Here is a 19,929-nt window from a genome sequence, read left to right as displayed (position 1 = left end):
TAACAAAGAATGGAGTTCGCTATGAAAAGTAGTCTTTCCCAATTACCCAACAAATACGATCTTGTTAAAGATACGCTTGTTCTTATTTTAGCCGGCGGTCGCGGTTCACGTCTTCATGAGCTGACAGATAAACGTGCGAAACCGGCACTTTACTTCGGGGGGAATCGTCGTATCATTGACTTCGCACTTTCCAACTGTATTAATTCCGGCTTAAACCGTATCGGTGTGGTTACGCAATATGCCGCCCATTCTTTGTTGCGCCATTTGCAAAAAGGCTGGTCGTTCTTACCGCAGGAACGCGGCGAATTTATCGATATGTTGCCGGCGCGTCAGCAAATTGACGATTCCACCTGGTATCGCGGCACGGCGGACGCGGTGTATCAAAATATGGCGATTATCCGCAATCACTATAAACCGAAATACATCCTGATCTTAGCCGGTGACCATATTTACAAACAGGATTACAGCCAAATGCTGTTAGACCATGTGACCAGCGGGGCGAAATGTACCGTCGGCTGTATTGAAGTGCCGCGTTCCGAAGCCAGTGAATTCGGCGTTATGGCGGTAAATGAAAATCTGAAAGTCAAAGCCTTCGTGGAAAAACCGAAAGATCCGCCGGCAATGGCAGGCAGACCGGATACCTCATTGGCATCCATGGGGATTTATGTGTTTAACGCCGATTATCTCTATGAAATGCTGAATCGGGAAGTCAACACGCCTTGCACCTCTCACGACTTTGGTAAAGACGTATTGCCGAAATGTCTGGAAGAAGGCGCGTTATACGCTCACCCGTTCAGCCGCTCCTGCATGGGACGTAATACCGAAGGCGATATTTACTGGCGTGACGTAGGTACATTGGACAGCTTCTGGCAATCCAATATCGATTTGGTTTCCGAAAGTCCGCAATTGGATATTTACGACCAAACCTGGCCGATTCGTGGTAATCCGGTGCAAGCCTATCCATCTAAATTCTTTTATAAAAACACCAATATCAAACCGGTGGATAACTCTCTTATCGGTGGCGGCTGCGTGATTACCGATGCATCAATCAGTTATTCCGTGTTGTTTGACCGCATCAAAATTAACGAAGGCTCGCAAATAGATCATTCCGTGGTGTTACCGCAAGTGGAAATCGGGAAAAACTGCGTGTTAACACATTGTATTATCGATCGCCACTGTATTATCCCGGACGGTATGCATATCGATGTGGATAAAGAATTAGATCGCCAACGTTTCCGTGTCAGTTCCAGCGGTAAAGTGGTGTTGGTTACCCCTTCTATGTTGAAAAAATTAGAAGGGCGTGAAGTTGTCGATGAAGAGCACCTGGATTAAAGTGCGGTCGTTTTTCACGATGATTTTTATTATGATGGTGTATGTTTTATTGTATGTGTCTAAAATAAAAGCGTTTATTATAGGCACACATCGAAAGACGCACCACTATCATTATTAATAAAAAACACTTGAATTTTTAACCGCACTTTTTAGAGTAGAGCGTATAAATGCGCCATCAATCAAGCATCATTAGGAAATTAAATGAAAGTATTACACGTTTGCTCGGAGTTATATCCTTTACTGAAAACCGGCGGGTTAGCCGATGTGATGGGCGCCTTGCCTTTTGCGCAGAAAGAAATCGGCATTGATACGCGAATTGTATTACCGGCATATCCTGCTATTGCAGCCGGTATTCCGCATACTTCCGTCGTGGCAGAATTTGATAATTTCGCCGGACACATTATTTTACGTTATGGTGAATACAACGGCATCGGCGTTTATTTGATTGACGCGCCGTATTTGTACGCACGCGAAGGTAATCCTTATCACGATGCCAATTACAACGATTACGGCGACAATTATAAACGCTTCGCCCTGTTGGGTTGGGTCGGTGCAGAACTGGCGATCGGTTTGGACAGCTGGTGGCGCGCAGAAGTGGTGCATGCCCACGACTGGCACGCCGGATTGACCGCCGCGTATTTATATCATAAAGGTCGCCCTGCCAAGTCGGTGTTCACCATTCATAATCTGGCGTATCAAGGTCTGTTTGATTATCGCCATTTATTTGAAATCGGTTTGCCGGCAGAAATGTTCCATGTGAACGGTTTGGAATTCTTCGGACAAATTTCTTATTTGAAAGCCGGTTTATATTATTCCGATGTGGTCACGGCGGTGAGCCCGACCTATGCGAAAGAAATTACCACGCCGGAATTTGCGTACGGTTTACAAGGTTTATTGTCCACTCTCGATCAAGAGGGTCGCTTGGTGGGTATCTTAAACGGGGTCGATGAAAAAATCTGGCACCCGAATTGCGATCAATACATTCAGCACGCGTATAAATTGAAATACATGGGCGGAAAAGGGAAAAATAAAGCGGATCTACAGGCTTATTTCAACTTACCGCAGCAATCTGATGCGCTGTTGTTTGTGATGGTCACCCGCTTAACGGAACAAAAAGGCGTGGATTTACTGTTGGAAAGCGCCGATGAAATCGTTAAACAAGGCGGGCAACTTGTGATTCTTGGCTCAGGCGCACCGCACTTGGAAGTGGGAATTCGCAAATTAGCGAAAGATTATCCGCAGAACGTTGCCGTGAAAATCGGCTACGATGAAGCGTTATCCCATTTAATGCTTGCCGGCGGGGATGTGATTTTAGTCCCAAGTCGTTTTGAGCCTTGCGGTTTAACCCAATTATACGGACTGAAATACGGCACATTACCATTAGTCCGCGCAACCGGTGGTTTGGCGGATACAGTGGTTAACGCTTCCGTCGAAAATATTCAAACGCGAACAGCAACAGGTTTTGTCTTTACACACGCAACAGCTGATGACTTACGTCATGCGTTGCAAGCGGCATTTGCTTTATGGAAAAAACAACGCTTATGGGCAAGTGTTCGCGTTATTGCAATGGAACAAGATTTCAGTTGGCAAATCTCTGCAACCCACTACCAATATTTATATCAACGAATTTTATCTAAGTAATGAAATAGTTAATCTTTCGTTCAAGTAAAAATACGGCTTGAACGGAAGATTATTATTGTTTTTTTATCTCGAATGATTAAAATTTCACCTGTTTTTTTGATTGTTAACTGAGGACTATTTTATATGATAATGGATAACTTCGATTCTCCATTCTTGTACGATCATCCTGAAATCAATGTGGCATCATTGAAGAAGGCGATCGTCTATAAACTGATTTTTCTTATCGGGCGCTCGCCTAAAGAGGCAAGTCAGCGCGATTGGTTAAACGCGACCTTATATGCAGTGCGTGATTTTGTGACGGAAGGTTGGATCACCACAGCCCGCCGAGCCAGAACGGAAGGTTCACGTCGCGTTTATTATTTATCCATGGAGTTTTTGATCGGTCGCACTTTGTCTAACGCCATGATTGCCGAAGGGCTTTATGAAGTCACCCGCGATGCGCTTTCCGAGCTTAATGTTGATTTGGAAGAAATTATTCAAAAGGAAGTGGACCCGGGTTTGGGGAACGGCGGTTTAGGTCGTTTGGCGGCTTGTTTTATGGATTCTATTGCAACGTTGGGCTTACCGGGCATGGGGTATGGTATTCGTTACGAATATGGAATGTTCCGGCAAAAAATTGAAGACGGTCAACAGGTAGAACGCCCGGATGCGTGGTTGGAAAAAGGTGCACCGTGGGAGTTTATTCGCCCGTCTAAACGTTTCACTATTCCTTTCGGCGGCAGCATTCACTTTGAAGACAAAAAATGTATTTGGGACATCGGTGAGCGCGTCGTAGCGTTGGCCTATGACCAAGTTATCCCGGGCTATCAAAATGATTCTGCAGCAACCTTACGTTTATGGGCGGCACACGCCGGTGAAATGTTCAATTTAGAAGATTTCAACCGTGGTCAACATATTGTGGCGATGGAAAGCCGTGCATCAATTAAAAACCTTTCCCGTGTGTTATATCCGGACGATTCCACCTGGAACGGTCGTGAATTGCGTTTACGTCAGGAATATTTCCTGGTTTCCGCGTCATTGCAAGACATTATTCGTCGTCATAAACGTACCCATAACACCATTGAAAATCTGGCGGAAAAAGTGGCGATTCACTTAAATGACACCCACCCGGCATTGGCGATTCCTGAATTAATGCGCATCTTAATCGATGAAGAAGGTTTCGCATGGCAAAAAGCCTGGGATATGACCCGTCGTATTTTCTCTTACACCTGCCACACCTTAATGTCCGAAGCATTGGAAACCTGGCCGGTAGAAATGATGGCGAAAATCCTGCCACGTCATTTACAAATGATTTTTGAAATTAACGATCACTTCCTCGAATATGTGAAAACCTACATCACTACCGATATGGATTTCATCCGTCGCGTATCTTTGGTGGAAGAAGGTGACCAACGTAAAGTGCGCATGGGCTGGTTGTCCGTAGTCGGTTCTCACAAAGTCAACGGTGTGGCGGCAATTCACTCCGATTTAATGGTAACCTCAACCTTTGCCGATTTTGCCCGTATTTATCCGGAACGATTCACTAACGTCACCAACGGTATTACTCCACGTCGTTGGTTAGCCGTAGCGAACCCGAAATTGGCATCGCTTTTTGATCAATATATCGGCAGCGATTGGCGTTGCGATTTAAGCCAAATTGCATTGCTGAAAGAACACGCCAATGAAGCCGAATTTAAACGTGCGATTGCCGACATTAAATTCGATAACAAAGTGCGTCTTGCCAATTACGTCAAAAAAGAATTGGGTATTGAACTTGACCCGCACGCCTTGTTTGATGTTCAGGTGAAACGTATTCACGAATATAAACGCCAAATTCTCAACGTGTTGCACATCATCGCACGTTACAACGAGATGTTGACGCACCCGGAAAAAGACTGGCAGCCGCGCGTCTTTATCTTAGCCGGTAAAGCCGCTTCCGCTTACTACGCGGCAAAACAAACTATTCATTTGATTAATGACGTTGCCAACGTGATTAATAACGATGTGCGTTTGCGCGGTCGCTTAAAAGTGGTATTCATTCCGAACTACAGCGTCAGTCTGGCGCAGTTAATCATTCCGGCGGCGGATATTTCCGAGCAAATTTCTCTGGCGGGTACGGAAGCCTCCGGTACCGGTAACATGAAGTTTGCCCTTAACGGCGCCTTAATATTAGGTACGTTGGACGGCGCAAACGTGGAAATTCTGGAAAATGTCGGTAAAGACAACATCTTCATTTTCGGTAACACCGTTGAGCAAGTAGCGCAGTTACGCCGTGACGGTTATCGTCCGTTTGATTATTATCAAAATGACGCGGAATTAAGAACGGTGGTTGATCAAATCATCAACGGCGCGTTCTCACCGAATGACCCGAATCGCTATCTGCAATTGTTACAGGGTCTCCAATATCACGACTATTATCAGGCATTCGCCGATTTCCGCAGTTATGTGGATATGCAAAAAGTGGTGGACGAGAAGTATAAAAATCGAGATGCGTGGATTGAAAGCACCATTCAAAACATCGTCAACATGGGCTATTTCTCCTCGGACCGGACGATTAAGGAATATGCGGAAAATATCTGGAATATTGAACCGCTAAAACCGGCAAAATAATCGGTCATCAAAAATCAACCCCGTTCATATTTGAGCGGGGTTTTGTTTATTTATGAAAAGTGCGGTTGAAATTTTCAGTGTTTTTGAAGTGAAAAGTGCATCAAAGACGACCGCACTTTTAGTTGGCGGGTTTTGTTTTGCGTGCTTTATACCATTTCCAGGCAACGAATATGACTAAAACGGCAACCAGAATATAAATCACCGACTGTCCTTTTTTTATTTGTTCGTGCAACCAATCCAGATTACTGGCACCGAAATCGCCTAAATATACCCAAATCGGAACGGAAATAATGGAAGCGAATAAATCCAACAAAAGAAAGCGGATAAAACTGACACGACGGGTAATGCCTGCAACCATGTAAATCGGTGCGCGTAATCCCGGCAGAAAGCGGGCGATAAATAATACACGGTTGCCGTACTGATCAAATTTATTGCGAACCAAACGTAAGCGTTCTACTGTTAGGAAGCGGCGAATCGGGCGAAAGCGTAAGATTTTCACGCCATAAATACGCCCCAACCAATACATGGTGCTGTCGCCCAACAACACGCCGAAGAAGCTGACCAGCAACATAACGTGCACATTGGCGTAGCCCAAACCTGAAATGACACCGCCGGAAACTAAAGTAATATCTTCCGGAATCGGCACGCCAAAGCCACAAATAATCAACACGAATAAAACGGCGAAATAACCGTAATCGGTAAAAAAGCTAATTAAAAATTCCATTACATACTCTTAAAATCGATAAAAAAGAACGTGTTATTTTAGCCTGTTTTTTGTTGTAATATCTAGGGAAATTATGGGATTTTAATTTGCTTTACATTTGCGAATTCATTATAATGCACCACCTCAAAGTTCAGGCTTTGAGCAAATTTTGTGAACTCGCTGGGTCGCCTGCGATTTTTTATTTAAATCTTTTTACATTAAGAGAATATTAAAATGGCATTTAAATTTAACGCTGAAGTTCGTACGGCGCAAGGTAAGGGTGCGAGCCGCCGCCTGCGTCATAACGGTCAAATTCCTGCTATCGTTTACGGTGGTAGTGAAGCGCCGGTTTCCATCATTTTAAATCATGATGATGTAAACAATGCACAAGTGCACGATACTTTCTATTCCGACGTGATTACGCTAGTGATTGATGAAAAAGAAGTGGCCGTAAAAGTGCAGGCAATGCAACGTCACCCGTTCAAACCAAAATTGGTTCACATTGACTTCAAACGTGTTTAATGATTGATAAAACTCCGGTTATTGCCGGAGTTTTTTCTTTAGGCGGAAATAAGGTTAGGAACAAATAATTTAATTTTCTGTCTAAGACCCATGTTTTGTCCGTTTATCGGATCAATACTTATCCATAAACTCATAAAGGATTTTAATATGAACAAATTTACTAAAATCAGTGCAACTGCTTTATTTGCTCTTTTCTTGACTGCTTGTGATAAACCGGCAGACAAAGCGCCGGATGCAAAACCGGAAGCGGCAGCCCAAACACAATCAGCACCGGCGACTGCCGAAGCGGCAAAAGCCGATGAGACGGCTGATTATAAAAAATTAGTAGATTGGAACAAATCTCAAGAACAAACCCAGCTTCAAGCACAACAAAAATTCCAGCAGGATTTAGTTGCTGCAGTGCAAGCGAAAGATGATAAGAAAGTTCAAGAAGCTATTGATGTTTTCAATAAATCCGTACAAGACACCATCGCCAGTTTAGATGCGTTGAATATCAGTTCCGATTCTGTGAAGGCGGTGAAAGAACAAACCAAAAACGTACTTGGTTTAGCCAGCAACTTATTGGTTGAACAAGCAAATGTAAGTTTAGCGAACCCGACACCGGAACAACAGAAAACTTACATGGAAAAAGCAGAAAAATTAAGAGATGCGATGTTAGAGCTACAAAAACAAAGCGTCGCTTTAGAACAAAAATTTAATCCTGCTCCGGCTGCACCTACAGCAGAACCTGCAGCGCCGGCTCAAGAATCTAAATAATTCCGACTGAAATAAAATCGCCTTATTGTTGAGCAGTAAGGCGATTTTTTTATCCCTCCAAAGTGCGGTTGTAAAAGATAATGTTTTTTAACCCTGTCGAAAGAAACCTGCTAAAATAGCAACAGTTTTAGTTTCCCTGAATGCCCTATGTTAAAAAATGTTTTTCCTTTGTTGATTCTGTTGCCTGCTGTTGCCATAGCGCAGTCTTATGTGGTGTATGATTTTACCCATAATAAAGTATTGGAAAGCGGTGCACCGAATACCGTGCGTCCTATCGCTTCCGTCACCAAACTGATGACAGCAAACGTATTTCTGGAACACAACAAAAACCCCCGCTATACTGCTTCCATTACTGATGATGATTTTGACTACATTAAAGGCACGCACACCAAATTGCCTAAATATACGCCGATTTCTTGCCGTGAATTGCTGAAAATGATGTTGGTGCATTCCGATAATTATGCCGCTCACGCCTTGTCCCGCTCCGCCGGTATGACACGCTTACAATTTATCGGCAAAATGAATGAAAAAGCCAGACAATTGGGGATGAAATCCACCCGTTTTAGCGACAGTTCGGGTTTGTCTAACCATAACGTATCCAGCGTGATGGACTTGGTGAAACTTACCAAATATTCCATGAAAAAAACGGAAATCAAGGCATTTTCCAACATTTCCTCCACGTATGTGAAAGCCGGGAAACGCAATGTGTTTGTGAAAAATACCAACAAATTGGTGCGTGATGAAATGTTCAGTGCGGCAATCAATAAAACCGGCTACATTCGCGAATCGGGCTACAATCTGGTGTTCGTCAATAAAGTGCCTTGCAATAATCGTGCCACCATCGGCGTGATTAGCCTGAATAACAGTTCTTCGGCATATCGCTCCAGTTTCACCAAAAATAAATTGGAAAAATATGGTTGTACCGCGTTAAACAGCAAGGTGCTGCGAGACTTTGTGGATGATATGCAGTATGAAGAGGGCTATGATTAAGCCGGAATGGACGAATTAATCCGAAAAGTGGCGGGCTAGAAGGGATCTTGTGCCCCTTTTTTCGCCGATTTTTATAGAATCGTTATCTTGAAAAGAAAACCGTTATAAATTCTTCAAATTTTCACCACACTTGCTATTTTCAAGCTGTTAGAACGATCAAAATCCTGTATAATCTAGGCAATTTTTTGTTTAAATAATGCATTGTGAGATCCCTTAATGCTTGAAACATCACAAACAATCCCCGAACTGGTTTCATGGGCGAAAGAACGCGAATTTTCGCTGAATTTACCCACCGATCGTCTGGCGTTTTTATTGGCAATTGCCATTTATAATAACGAACGTTTTGACGGTGAAATGATCGAATCGGATCTGGTGGACATTTTTCGCCACGTTTCCGGCGCCTTTGACCAATCCCAGGAAACCATTGCTACCCGCGCCAATAACGCCATTAACGAATTGGTAAAACAACGCTTTCTTAACCGCTTCAGCAGTGAATTTACCGAAGGTTTGGCGATTTATCGCTTAACCCCGCTGGGTGTCGGCGTCTCCGATTACTACATTCGTCAACGCGAATTTTCCGCCTTGCGCCTTTCCGTTCAGCTTTCCATTGTCGCCGATGAAATTCAACGTGCCTCTGACGCCGCCGAAGAAGATGGCGACGAACATTATTGGCGTCGTAACGTCTTTGCGCCGTTAAAATATTCCGTGGCAGAAATTTTCGACAGCATCGACTTATCGCAACGTATTATGGACGAAAACCAGCAGAGCATTAAGGACGAAATTGCCGGTTTATTAACCAAAGATTGGCAGGCGGCGATTTCCAGTTGTGAACAATTATTAGACGAAACCTCAGGCAATTTACGGGAACTACAAGATACCCTTAACGCCGCCGGCGACAAATTGCAGGCGCAATTATTGCGGATTCAGGACTGCGTTATCGGGCGCGGTGAACTGTATTTTATTGATGAGCTGATCACCAATTTACAAACAAAACTAGACCGCATTATCAGTTGGGGACAACAAGCCATTGATTTGTGGATCGGCTATGACCGCCATGTGCACAAGTTTATCCGTACCGCCATTGATATGGATAAAAATCGGGTTTTCTCCCAGCGTTTACGCAATTCCATTCACAATTATTTCGATCACCCATGGTTCTTATGGGCGGCTCAGGCAGAGCGTTTGGTCGATTTACGCGACGAGGAATTAACCCTACGTGAAGAAGATGCGCTGGGTGAATTACCGAAAGAGTTGCAATACGAATCTTTGGCAGATATTCGCGAGCAAATTGTGGAACATATGCAAACCTTGCTCATTGACTATCGTGAACATCAACGTCCGATTAATTTGAGTATGGTATTAAAACAACAACTGGAAAGCTATCCGCTGTCACAACATTTTGATGTGGCGCGAATTATCGTGGATCAGGCGGTACGTCTGGGTATGGCAAGCGATGATTTAAGCGGTATTTATCCGATTTGGGAAAGCATTAACAAACGCGGCGCAGAAGTCCAGGCGAACGTCATTGATGAATATAAAAGCTAAAGTGCGGTCGTTTTTTCAGGTGTTTTTATGAACGACAAAACACTTAAAATTTTATTCACAATCTCACTTGTTCGCTTGTGCACCCCTTACGGGGCCGTCGGCAAAGCCGACGTTCAAAATCCGCTGGATTTTGTCACCACACTTTTGGCAGCAAGAACAAATTAATATAAAGGAGAAATATGAAAGAATTACTTAAAATCCGCGGCTTTTTACCTTATCTCGCCATCGCGTTTTTAAATGCGGGCGTGGATTTGGCGCATAAAATTAATATTCAAAACGTGCTGTTAAAAAGTTTCGACGGCGATACGCTAGTAGTGCTGACGGCTTTAGTCAACGCCATGATTTTGTTGCCTTTCGTGTTTTTATTTTCGCCCGCCGGTTTTATTAACGATAAATATTCCCAAACAAAAGTCATTCGCTATGCCGCTACTGCCAGCGTGTTAATTTCCTTTGCGATTTTCCTCAGCTACTTTTTCGGTGCATTTGAGCTTGCTTTCCTGTTGACCTTGATTCTGGCGGCGCAAAGTGCGGTCTATTCTCCCGCCAAATATGGGATTATCAAATCTATTGTGGGTACGGAAAATCTGGGCGCCGCCAACGGTATTATCCAAGCCTTAACCATCGTGGCGATTTTATTCAGTTCCTTTGTCTTCTCTTATCTTTTTGAAGCCATTTATGTGGCAAGCAACAACCCGGCGGATATACTTTCCAGTATTTATGTGATCGGTTTCTTAATGTTGATTTTCAGCGCATTTGAAGTCATTTTCGCCTTTAGATTGCCTTATTTTCCACCGGCAGAAAGTGAAGAAAAAACACATTTCAGCAGCAAAAAATATTTTTCTTTAAGCTACTTAAGAGAAAACATGAAATTAGTTCGCGCCGATAAGAATATTTTGCTCAGCATTGTCGGATTAAGCATTTTCTGGGGCGTATCACAGGTGATTGTGGCGGCATTTCCGGCACATTACAAAATGCTGTTTAACGATGATAACGCGTTAATCATTCAGATGATTTTAGCCGTCAGCGGCATCGGTTTAATTGTCGGCTCCTACATTGCGGGCGCCATGTCCAAACACCACATTGAATTAGGCATTGTTCCCCTCGGTGCGCTAGGTTTGTTTGTTTCCTTATTTTTCTTAGCGTCATCTACGAATGTAACATTGATTAGCTTCTGTTCTTTCTGTTTCGGTTTATTCGGCGGATTATTTATCGTGCCGTTAAACGCTACCATTCAGTTCTTCGCACCGGAAGCCAAAATGGGGAAAATTATCGCCGGCAATAACTTCATCCAAAACATCGCCATGATCGGCTTTTTGTTGTTAAGTATCGCCTTTGTTTACGCGGATATTTCCACCACAGGCTTATTTATTTTTGTTTCTGTGGTCTGTTTTGTCGGTTCCTTATATGCCATTTTGCAATTGCCGCATTTATTCACCCGCTTATTTTTATTACTTTTCCTAAAAACCGGCTACCGCTTCCATGTGGAAGGCTTAAAAAATTTACCGCAACGTGGCGGTGTATTGTTATTAGGCAATCATATCAGCTGGATCGACTGGTTAGTACTACAAGCCGCCAGCCCGCGCGCCATTAAATTCGTGATGTATCGCGGTATTTACAACAAATGGTATCTCACCTGGATTTTCAAATTCTTCAAGGTAATTCCTATCGGTGTAGGTTCCAGCAAAGAAAGTATCGAAGCCATTCGTCAATATTTGGAAAATGGCGAAGTGGTGGCGCTTTTCCCGGAAGGGCATATCAGCTATAACGGACAAATTAACGAATTTCAACGTGGCTACGAATTAAGTATTAAAGAGTGGCAAGACGTGTGCGTTGTGCCGTTTTATTTGCGTGGTTTATGGGGTTCCAGCTTCTCCCGTGCGGACGAGCATTATAAAGAACTCACCAAGCAACGCGGTAAACGTGACATTATCGTGGCATTCGGCAAACTGATTCGTGAGTTTATCGATCATGTTGCCATGAAACAAAAAGTGGTGGAGTTATCTTTCTCTTCTTGGGAAAGCTTTATTTCCCGTCAACAGCCGTTGACCTATTCTTGGCTGGAAATGGCAAAAAGCAATTTATTCCGCGAATGTGTTGCCGACAGCATGGGGACGGAATTAACCAATGCAAAATTTATCAGTGCTGTGTTGGTTTTCAGCAAACTGTTTAAACAAACCCTGAACAACGAGAAAAATATCGGTGTGTTACTGCCAAGCTCCGCCATGGGTGCCATTGTCAATATGGCGTTATTTGTGAACGGTAAAGTGCCGGTGAATCTGAATTACACCTTAAGCGAACAAAGTATGGCGTTGGCGCTGAAAAAAGCCAATATTCAACAGGTGATTACGTCCGAAAAATTCCTCGCGAAATTAAGCGGTAAAGGTTTTGATTATCAGGCGTTGTTAGCCGACAAAGCCGTGATGATGGAAACATTGGGTAAGTCTGTGAGCAAAACACAAAAAACGCTGGCATTTTTGACCGCACTTTTTGTCCCGGCAGGCTGGATTAAATTACTGAATTTTGCCGATGTAAGTTTAGACGACACCGCAACCATCTTATTCAGTAGCGGCAGTGAAGGGGAGCCGAAAGGTATTGAATTAACCAATAAAAATCTATTAACCAACATTCGCCAAATCAGCGATTTGTTGAATTTCAGAAAAGACGATGTGATTTTAAACTCGTTACCGATTTTCCATTCTTTCGGTTTAACCGTGACAACGTTACTTCCGTTATGTGAAGGGGTAAAAATGGTGAGCGTACCGGACCCGACAGACGGTGCTGCAGTAGGGAAAATGGCAGCGCGCCATAATGCCAGCATTTTGTTCGGCACTTCAACCTTCTTCCGTCTATACAATCGAAATAAAAAATTGCATCCGTTAATGTTCCAGAATATCCGCATGGTGGTTGCCGGCGCGGAAAAACTGAAAGCCGATGTGAAAGAAGCGTTCCGCTTGAAATTCGGTTTAGACATTTACGAAGGCTACGGCACTACGGAAACCGCGCCGGTTGCAGCGGTGAATATGCCGAATATTTTGGAAAAAGAAACGTTAAAAGAGCTGACGTTTAACAAACAGGGCTCTGTCGGGATGCCGTTGCCGGGGACGATTATTAAAATTGTGGATCCGGAAACCTTGCAGGAATTAGCAACGGGAGAAGACGGGCTAATTTTAATCGGCGGCGGACAAGTGATGAAAGGCTACTTAAACGATGCCGAAAAAACCGCTGACGTCATTGCCGAAATTGACGACGTGCGTTATTACAAAACGGGTGATAAAGGGCATATTGATGAGAACGGTTTTATTACTATCGTTGACCGTTATTCCCGCTTTGCGAAAGTCGGTGGCGAAATGATTAGTTTAGGCAGTGTAGAAGAACAAATTGCACAGGTTTTGAATGACGATGTGCAATTTACCGCTGCAAATGTGCCGGATGATAAAAAAGGTGAAGCGGTGGTGCTTTTAGTGAAAACCGAATCGGATATTAATGAGGTCGTCAATATGTTGAAAAATTCAGCCATACCACCGTTAATGCAGCCGTCTTTTGTCTTTAAAGTAGATGAAATTCCGACCTTGGCAAGTGGTAAAGTCGATTTCAAAGGGGCGAAAAAACTCGCCGTCGCATTAGTGCAAAATAACGAATAAACACAAAACAGAGAAACAACATGACAGAAAATAACCTAGATGTAATTTCCCCGAAATTGGCAGCCGCCATTGCCAATCCGTTATTTCCGGCGGTGGATAGCCAATTGCGTTCCGGTAAACATATCGGCACGGAGCATTTAGATAACCACGCCTTTTTACTTGATTTTCAATCGGAGCTGGATTTGTTTTATCGTCGTTATAACGTGGAACTTATCCGTGCGCCGGAAGGTTTTTTCTATTTACGCCCGAAAGCGACGACGTTAATCGCGCGTTCCGTGTTAACGGAATTGGAAATGTTAGTGGGCAAAGTGTTGTGTTATTTGTATTTAAGCCCGGAACGCCTGGCACAGCAGGGGATTTTCAGCACCCAGGAAGTGTATGACGAACTGTTGAATTTAGCCGATGAAAGTAAATTGCTGAAGGCGGTGAATCAGCGTTCCAGCGGTTCCGATTTGGATAAACAAAAATTGGCGGAAAAAGTGCGTGCGGCGATCGGTCGTTTGCGTCGTTTAGGCATGATTTATACGGTGGGTGAACCGAACAGTGGTAAATTTACCATTTCCGAATCCGTGTTCCGCTTTGGTGCCGAAGTGCGCGCCGGCGATGATCCGATTGAAGCGCAATTACGTTTAATTCGTGATGGTGAAGCGGCAACCCCGCAATCCTTACAGGCAGAAAAACTGGCGTTACAAAATGATGCCGAAAACAGCGAAAACGATGCGGAAGTGGAAGAAGAAGTCGTAGAAGAGGAACAAGAATAATGACTGAAGAATTATCCCTGGAAAATGACGTAATGTATACGACGGCTGAAGCCGCACCTGTTATCTTTAGCCAAAACAGTGGGGTAGAACGCGGTAAATTTCGTTCTTTAACGCTTATCAACTGGAACGGATTTTTCGCTCGTACCTTTGATTTGGACGAATTGGTCACCACCTTATCGGGCGGTAACGGTGCCGGTAAATCCACCACTATGGCGGGATTTGTGACGGCGCTTATTCCCGATTTAACCTTATTGCATTTCCGTAACACCACGGAAGCCGGTGCAACAAGCGGCTCGCGCGACAAAGGTTTGCACGGAAAATTGCGTCCGGGAGTTTGTTACGCGGCGCTGGATACCATTAATTCTCGCCATCAACGGATTATTGTCGGCGTGCGTCTACAACAGGTGGCAGGACGCGATAAAAAAGTAGATTTAAAAACCTTTTCTATTCAAGGCGTAGAATTATCCGTAAATCCGACCGCACTTTTCACCGAAACCCTCAATGAACGCCAAGCCCGCGTGCTTACGTTGAACGAATTAAAAGACAAAGTGGAGCAAAGCGGCGCGCAATTTAAGCAATACCATTCCATCACCGACTATCACGGCATGATGTTCGATTTGGGAATTATCCCGAAACGTTTACGTTCTTCTTCCGACCGCAGTAAATTCTACAAACTCATCGAAGCCTCTTTATACGGTGGTATTTCCAGCGCCATTACCCGTTCTTTACGTGATTATTTATTGCCGGAAAATCTTGGGGTGAAAAAAGCATTCCAAGATATGGAAAGTGCTTTGCGCGAAAACCGCATGACTTTGGAAGCGATTAAAGTGACTCAAGCGGATCGCGATTTATTCAAGCATTTAATCACCGAATCCACTAATTATGTGGCGGCGGATTATATGCGCAATGCCAATGAACGCCGTGGCAATATCGAAAGCGCGTTAAATTTCCGTCAGGAATGGTATAAAGCCAAATCCGAACAGGATTTATCTCAACATCGCTTAGTGGATTTAAGCCGCGAAGCTGCCGAATTGGCAGAAAATGAAAAAACGTTGGAAGTAGATCACCAAAGCGCGTTAGATCATTTGAATTTAGTGCTGAATGCGTTACGTCATCAGGAAAAAATTTCCCGCTATCAAGAAAATGTCGGCGAGCTGACAGAGCGGTTAGAAGAACAAAAAATGGTGGTAGAAACCGCCAACGAGCAGTTAGAAGAAAGCCAAGCGCAATTTGAACAAACGGAACAGGAAGTTGACAACCTACGTTCGCAATTGGCGGATTATCAACAGGCGTTGGATGCGCAACAAACCCGCGCATTGCAATATCAACAAGCCATTCAAGCCTTAGAAAAAGCCAAAACGTTGTGCGGTTTGGCGGATTTAGCCGTGAAAAATGTGGATGTTTACCACGAAGAATTTGAAGCGCAAGCGGAAGTGCTAACGGATAAAGTGCTTGAACTTGAACAAAAAATGTCTATTTCCGAAGCGGCAAAAACGCAATTCGACAAAGCCTATCAGTTGGTTTGCAAAATTGCCGGCGATGTACCTCGTTCTGCTGCGTGGGAAAGTGCGAAAGAATTGTTGCGTGAATATCCGACACAAAAACTGCAAGCACAGCAAACACCGCAACTACGCGCCAAGTTACATGAATTGGAACAACGTCTGAATCAACAACAAAGTGCGGTCAGATTATTAAACGATTTTAATCAACGCGCCAATTTGTCTTTAGAAACCGCAGATGAATTAGAAGAATTTTATGGTGAACAGGAAGCTTTAATTGAGGATTTGTCGGCTGAACTTTCGGACTTGGTAGTGCAGCGTTCAACCCTTCGCCAAAAACGTGAAAATTTGACCGCACTTTATGAGGAAAACGCCCGTAAAGCACCGGCATGGCTCACGGCACAAGCGGCGTTGGAACGATTGCAGGATCAAAGCGGTGAGCAATTTGCCGACAGCCAAGGCGTGATGAATTTCATGCAGGCACAGTTGGTTAAAGAGCGTGAATTCACCATGGAGCGCGATCAGCTTGAGTTACAACGTCAGCAATTAGATGAGCAAATCAGCCGATTAAGTCAGCCCGACGGATCCGAAGATGCCCGTTTGAACGTACTTGCGGAACGTTTCGGCGGCGTGTTGCTTTCCGAGTTGTATGATGATGTGCCGATTGAAGACGCGCCTTATTTCTCCGCGCTATACGGTCCGGCGCGTCATGCTATTGTCGTGCGTGATCTGAATGCGGTAAAAGAACAACTTGCCAATCTGGAAGATTGCCCGGAGGATTTATATTTAATTGAAGGCGATCCGGCGGCGTTTGATGATAGCGTACTTTCCGCACAGGAATTGGAACTGGGCGTTGTGGTGCAAGTGTCCGATCGTGAATTGCGTTATTCTAAATTCCCGGAAATTCCGTTGTTTGGTCGTGCCGCTCGTGAAAAACATTTGGAAGAATTACAGGCAAAACGTGAGGAAGTGGCGGAACATTACGCTCAACGCGCTTTTGACGTGCAAAAATGCCAGCGTTTACACGAACATTTCAGCCAATTTGTCGGTTTATATTTAGCATTAGCGTTCCAAGATAATCCAGAACAGGTCATGGCTCGGACCAATCAGCAGCGCAATGAAATTGAACGCGAACTAAACCAATTCCTGACCGGCGAACAACAAATTCGCATTCGTTTGGATGATGCGAAAGAACGTATGCAGTTGTTGAATAAATTAATTCCGCAATTGCCATTATTGGCGGATGACAGTTTAACCGATCGCATTGAAGAATGCCGCGAACAGCTGGATTTAGCCGAACAGGATGAGTTATTTATTCGTCAATACGGCGTCACGTTGTCACAATTAGAGCCGATTGCCAATACTTTGCAAAGCGATCCGGAAAATTATGAACACTTAAAAGCCGACTATGAGCAAGCCATTCAGTTGCAAAAACAGGTGCAACAAAAAGTGTTTGCTTTGGCGGATGTGGTGCAACGTAAAGCCCATTTCAACTACGCAGAAAGCGTGCAAACGGAAACCTCCGAATTAAACGAACAATTGCGCGCCCGTTTGGAGCAAATGCAACAACAACGCGAAACACAGCGCGAGCAATTGCGTCAGGTTCAAGCGCAATATGCACAATACAATCAAGTGTTGATTCAATTGCAAAGTTCTTTCAACAGTAAAAACCAAATGTTGCAGGAATTAATGCAGGAAATCGGCGAATTGGGTGTACGTGCCGACGAAGGCGCGGAAGAACGTGCAAAAATCCGTCGGGATGAGTTGTATCAACAACTTTCCACTAATCGTCAGTGCCGTTCTTACATTGAAAAACAACTCACCCTCATTGAAAGCGAAGCGGAAAATCTTACCCGCCGCATTCGTAAAGCGGAACGGGACTACAAAACCCAGCGCGAATTGGTAACGGCGGCTAAAATGAGCTGGTGCGTGGTGCTGCGTTTATCTCGCAATTCTGATGTGGAAAAACGCTTAAATCGTCGTGAATTGGCATATTTATCCGCCGATGAGCTACGTTCCATGTCGGACAAAGCCCTTGGTGCGTTGCGTACGGCGGTTGCCGATAACGAATATCTGCGCGATGCCTTACGTTTATCGGAAGACAGTCGCAAACCGGAAAATAAAGTGCGGTTCTTTATTGCGGTATACCAACATCTACGCGAACGTATCCGTCAGGATATTCTGAAAACCGACGACCCGATTGATGCCATCGAGCAAATGGAAATCGAGCTTTCCCGCTTAACGGAAGAGTTAACCGGTCGTGAACAGAAACTGGCGATCAGCTCTGAAAGCGTGGTAAACATTATGCGTAAAACCATTCAACGTGAACAAAATCGTATTCGTATGCTGAATCAAGGCTTGCAAAATATCGCCTTCGGTCAGGTGAAATCAGTGCGTTTGGTGGTGAATATTCGTGATACGCACGCCATGTTGTTGGATGCGCTTTCCGGCAACCAATCGGATTATCAGGATTTATTTACCGACAATCGTATGACTTTTTCCGAGGCTATTGCGAAATTATATCAACGCCTGAATCCGCATATTGATGTAGGACAACGCACGGCACAAACCATCGGTGAAGAATTACTGGATTACCGTAATTACCTTGATTTGGAAGTAGAGGTGTACCGTGGCGCAGACGGTTGGTTACGCGCGGAAAGCGGTGCATTATCCACCGGTGAAGCCATCGGTACCGGTATGTCCATCCTCTTAATGGTGGTGCAAAGCTGGGAAGAAGAAAGCCGCCGTATTCGTGGCAAAGATATTGTGCCGTGCCGCTTATTGTTCTTGGACGAAGCGGCGCGTTTGGATGCCAAATCTATTTCCACTTTATTCGAGCTGTGCGAACGGCTAGATATGCAATTGCTCATCGCCGCCCCGGAAAATATCAGCCCGGAAAAAGGCACAACCTACAAACTGGTGCGGAAAATTTCCGGTAATCACGAACACGTTCATGTAGTCGGCTTACGCGGATTCGGCGCAACAGAGTAGTTTGTAAAAGAAAAAGTGCGGTTAAAAAATAAAGTGTTTTTTGACCGCACTTTATTTCATTAAAAGGAATAAAAAATGCACAATCTCATTATCGCCGTCCTCTGTAGCGTAGCGGTTTCCGTACTATTGAAAGTTGCCCGCAAGCGTAATATCGTTATTCAACAAGCTATTGCATTTAACTATACTGTTGCGTTGTCACTTTCTTGGTTTTTGTTAAAACCGGATTTCAAAGGGCTTGAATTTACGGATTTCATCGCACAAAGTGAAAATATGCCGATTTTCTTGGCATTAGGTATTTTGTTACCAAGCGTATTTATTATTATGTCCAAAGCGGTGGAATTCGCCGGTATTGTACGTTCCGATGCGGCACAGCGTTTATCCTTATTCTTACCGATTCTCGCCGCATTTTTAATCTTTCATGAAACCTTAAGCCAACCAAAGCTTGTCGGAATTGTGTTGGCGTTTATCGGGTTATTTTGTCTATTAAGCAAACCGAATCCACAAAGTGCGGTCGATCTTCGTGGTATTTTGGGATTGGTTGGCGTATGGTTCGGCTACGGTATTATTGATATTTTATTCAAACAAGTAGCGAAAAGCGGCGGCGCATTCCCAACAACCTTGTTTATCGCGTTCTCATTGGCAGCCTGCATTATGTTCATTTATTTGCTGTTTAAACAAACCAAATGGAATATAGAGAGCTTTGTAGGCGGCATTATTTTAGGTGTGCTGAATTTCTTTAATATTTTGTTTTACATTAAAGCGCATCAAAGTTTTGGCTCTAATCCAACGTTGGTTTTTGCCGGTATGAATATCGGTGTAATTTGTTTAGGCACCTTCACCGGCGCATTAATTTTTAAAGAGAAAATAACCAAAATTAATTGGTTAGGTATTGTATTTAGCTTAACGGCAATCTTTTGTTTGTATTATTAGATAAAATTTTGGCTTAGATTTGAGAAAAA

The 19,929-nt window shown here is 43.9% G+C and carries 12 protein-coding genes and 1 pseudogene; 12 read left to right on the top strand and 1 reads right to left on the bottom strand.

Going from position 1 to position 19,929, the window contains the following annotated elements; genetic code table 11:
• Nucleotides 1-21 precede the first annotated feature (21 nt).
• The 3 genes from glgC to LIN98_RS06540 all read left to right on the top strand — a co-directional run bounded on the left by glgC (nucleotide 22) and on the right by LIN98_RS06540 (nucleotide 5,562).
• Nucleotides 22-1,332: a glucose-1-phosphate adenylyltransferase gene (glgC, locus tag LIN98_RS06550; RefSeq protein WP_005568925.1), complete on the top strand. Its 1,311-nt coding sequence runs from the start codon at nucleotides 22-24 to the stop codon at nucleotides 1,330-1,332.
• 201 nt (nucleotides 1,333-1,533) lie between these two features.
• Nucleotides 1,534-2,973, top strand: a complete 1,440-nt coding sequence (gene glgA / locus LIN98_RS06545) for a glycogen synthase GlgA (RefSeq protein ID WP_053330323.1) — start codon at nucleotides 1,534-1,536, stop codon at nucleotides 2,971-2,973.
• 123 nt (nucleotides 2,974-3,096) lie between these two features.
• Nucleotides 3,097-5,562: a glycogen/starch/alpha-glucan phosphorylase gene (locus LIN98_RS06540; protein WP_014167785.1), complete on the top strand. Its 2,466-nt coding sequence runs from the start codon at nucleotides 3,097-3,099 to the stop codon at nucleotides 5,560-5,562.
• Between the two features lie 118 nt (nucleotides 5,563-5,680).
• Here the strand turns inward: LIN98_RS06540 and LIN98_RS06535 are convergent, their stop codons facing one another.
• Nucleotides 5,681-6,286 (bottom strand): DedA family protein, encoded by a 606-nt coding sequence (locus tag LIN98_RS06535; protein ID WP_005538859.1) that lies wholly within the window; start codon nucleotides 6,284-6,286, stop codon nucleotides 5,681-5,683.
• A 213-nt stretch (nucleotides 6,287-6,499) separates the two neighbouring features.
• On the opposite strand from LIN98_RS06535, the gene rplY reads away from it, so the two are divergent.
• The 9 genes and pseudogenes from rplY to LIN98_RS06490 all read left to right on the top strand — a co-directional run bounded on the left by rplY (nucleotide 6,500) and on the right by LIN98_RS06490 (nucleotide 19,917).
• Nucleotides 6,500-6,787, top strand: coding sequence for a 50S ribosomal protein L25 (rplY, locus tag LIN98_RS06530; RefSeq protein WP_005538860.1), 288 nt, complete (start codon nucleotides 6,500-6,502; stop codon nucleotides 6,785-6,787).
• Nucleotides 6,788-6,934: 147 nt separating this feature from the next.
• Nucleotides 6,935-7,543: a hypothetical protein gene (locus tag LIN98_RS06525; RefSeq protein WP_005538861.1), complete on the top strand. Its 609-nt coding sequence runs from the start codon at nucleotides 6,935-6,937 to the stop codon at nucleotides 7,541-7,543.
• Between the two features lie 147 nt (nucleotides 7,544-7,690).
• Nucleotides 7,691-8,533 carry a D-alanyl-D-alanine carboxypeptidase family protein gene (locus LIN98_RS06520; protein ID WP_249856093.1) on the top strand — a complete coding sequence of 281 codons (843 nt, stop codon included), beginning with the start codon at nucleotides 7,691-7,693 and terminating at the stop codon, nucleotides 8,531-8,533.
• A 216-nt stretch (nucleotides 8,534-8,749) separates the two neighbouring features.
• Nucleotides 8,750-10,078: a chromosome partition protein MukF gene (mukF, locus tag LIN98_RS06515; RefSeq protein WP_005566302.1), complete on the top strand. Its 1,329-nt coding sequence runs from the start codon at nucleotides 8,750-8,752 to the stop codon at nucleotides 10,076-10,078.
• Nucleotides 10,079-10,105: 27 nt separating this feature from the next.
• Nucleotides 10,106-10,243, top strand: a complete 138-nt coding sequence (locus LIN98_RS06510; protein WP_005538864.1) for a hypothetical protein — start codon at nucleotides 10,106-10,108, stop codon at nucleotides 10,241-10,243.
• Nucleotides 10,244-10,257: 14 nt separating this feature from the next.
• Nucleotides 10,258-13,719, top strand: coding sequence for an acyl-[ACP]--phospholipid O-acyltransferase (locus LIN98_RS06505; protein WP_053330322.1), 3,462 nt, complete (start codon nucleotides 10,258-10,260; stop codon nucleotides 13,717-13,719).
• A gap of 20 nt (nucleotides 13,720-13,739) precedes the next feature.
• Nucleotides 13,740-14,480 carry a chromosome partition protein MukE gene (gene mukE / locus LIN98_RS06500; protein WP_005538866.1) on the top strand — a complete coding sequence of 247 codons (741 nt, stop codon included), beginning with the start codon at nucleotides 13,740-13,742 and terminating at the stop codon, nucleotides 14,478-14,480.
• On the top strand, nucleotides 14,480-18,970 hold the full coding sequence (mukB, locus tag LIN98_RS06495; RefSeq protein ID WP_148326019.1) for a chromosome partition protein MukB: 4,491 nt from the start codon (nucleotides 14,480-14,482) through the stop codon (nucleotides 18,968-18,970). Before mukE ends, mukB begins: the two co-directional genes overlap by 1 nt.
• A gap of 75 nt (nucleotides 18,971-19,045) precedes the next feature.
• Nucleotides 19,046-19,917: pseudogene (locus tag LIN98_RS06490) on the top strand (EamA family transporter).
• Nucleotides 19,918-19,929 lie beyond the last annotated feature (12 nt).

The organism is Aggregatibacter actinomycetemcomitans (assembly GCF_023518055.1).
Classification (GTDB): Bacteria; Pseudomonadota; Gammaproteobacteria; order Enterobacterales; family Pasteurellaceae; genus Aggregatibacter; species Aggregatibacter actinomycetemcomitans.
This window is presented reverse-complemented; position numbering and strand designations above follow the sequence as displayed.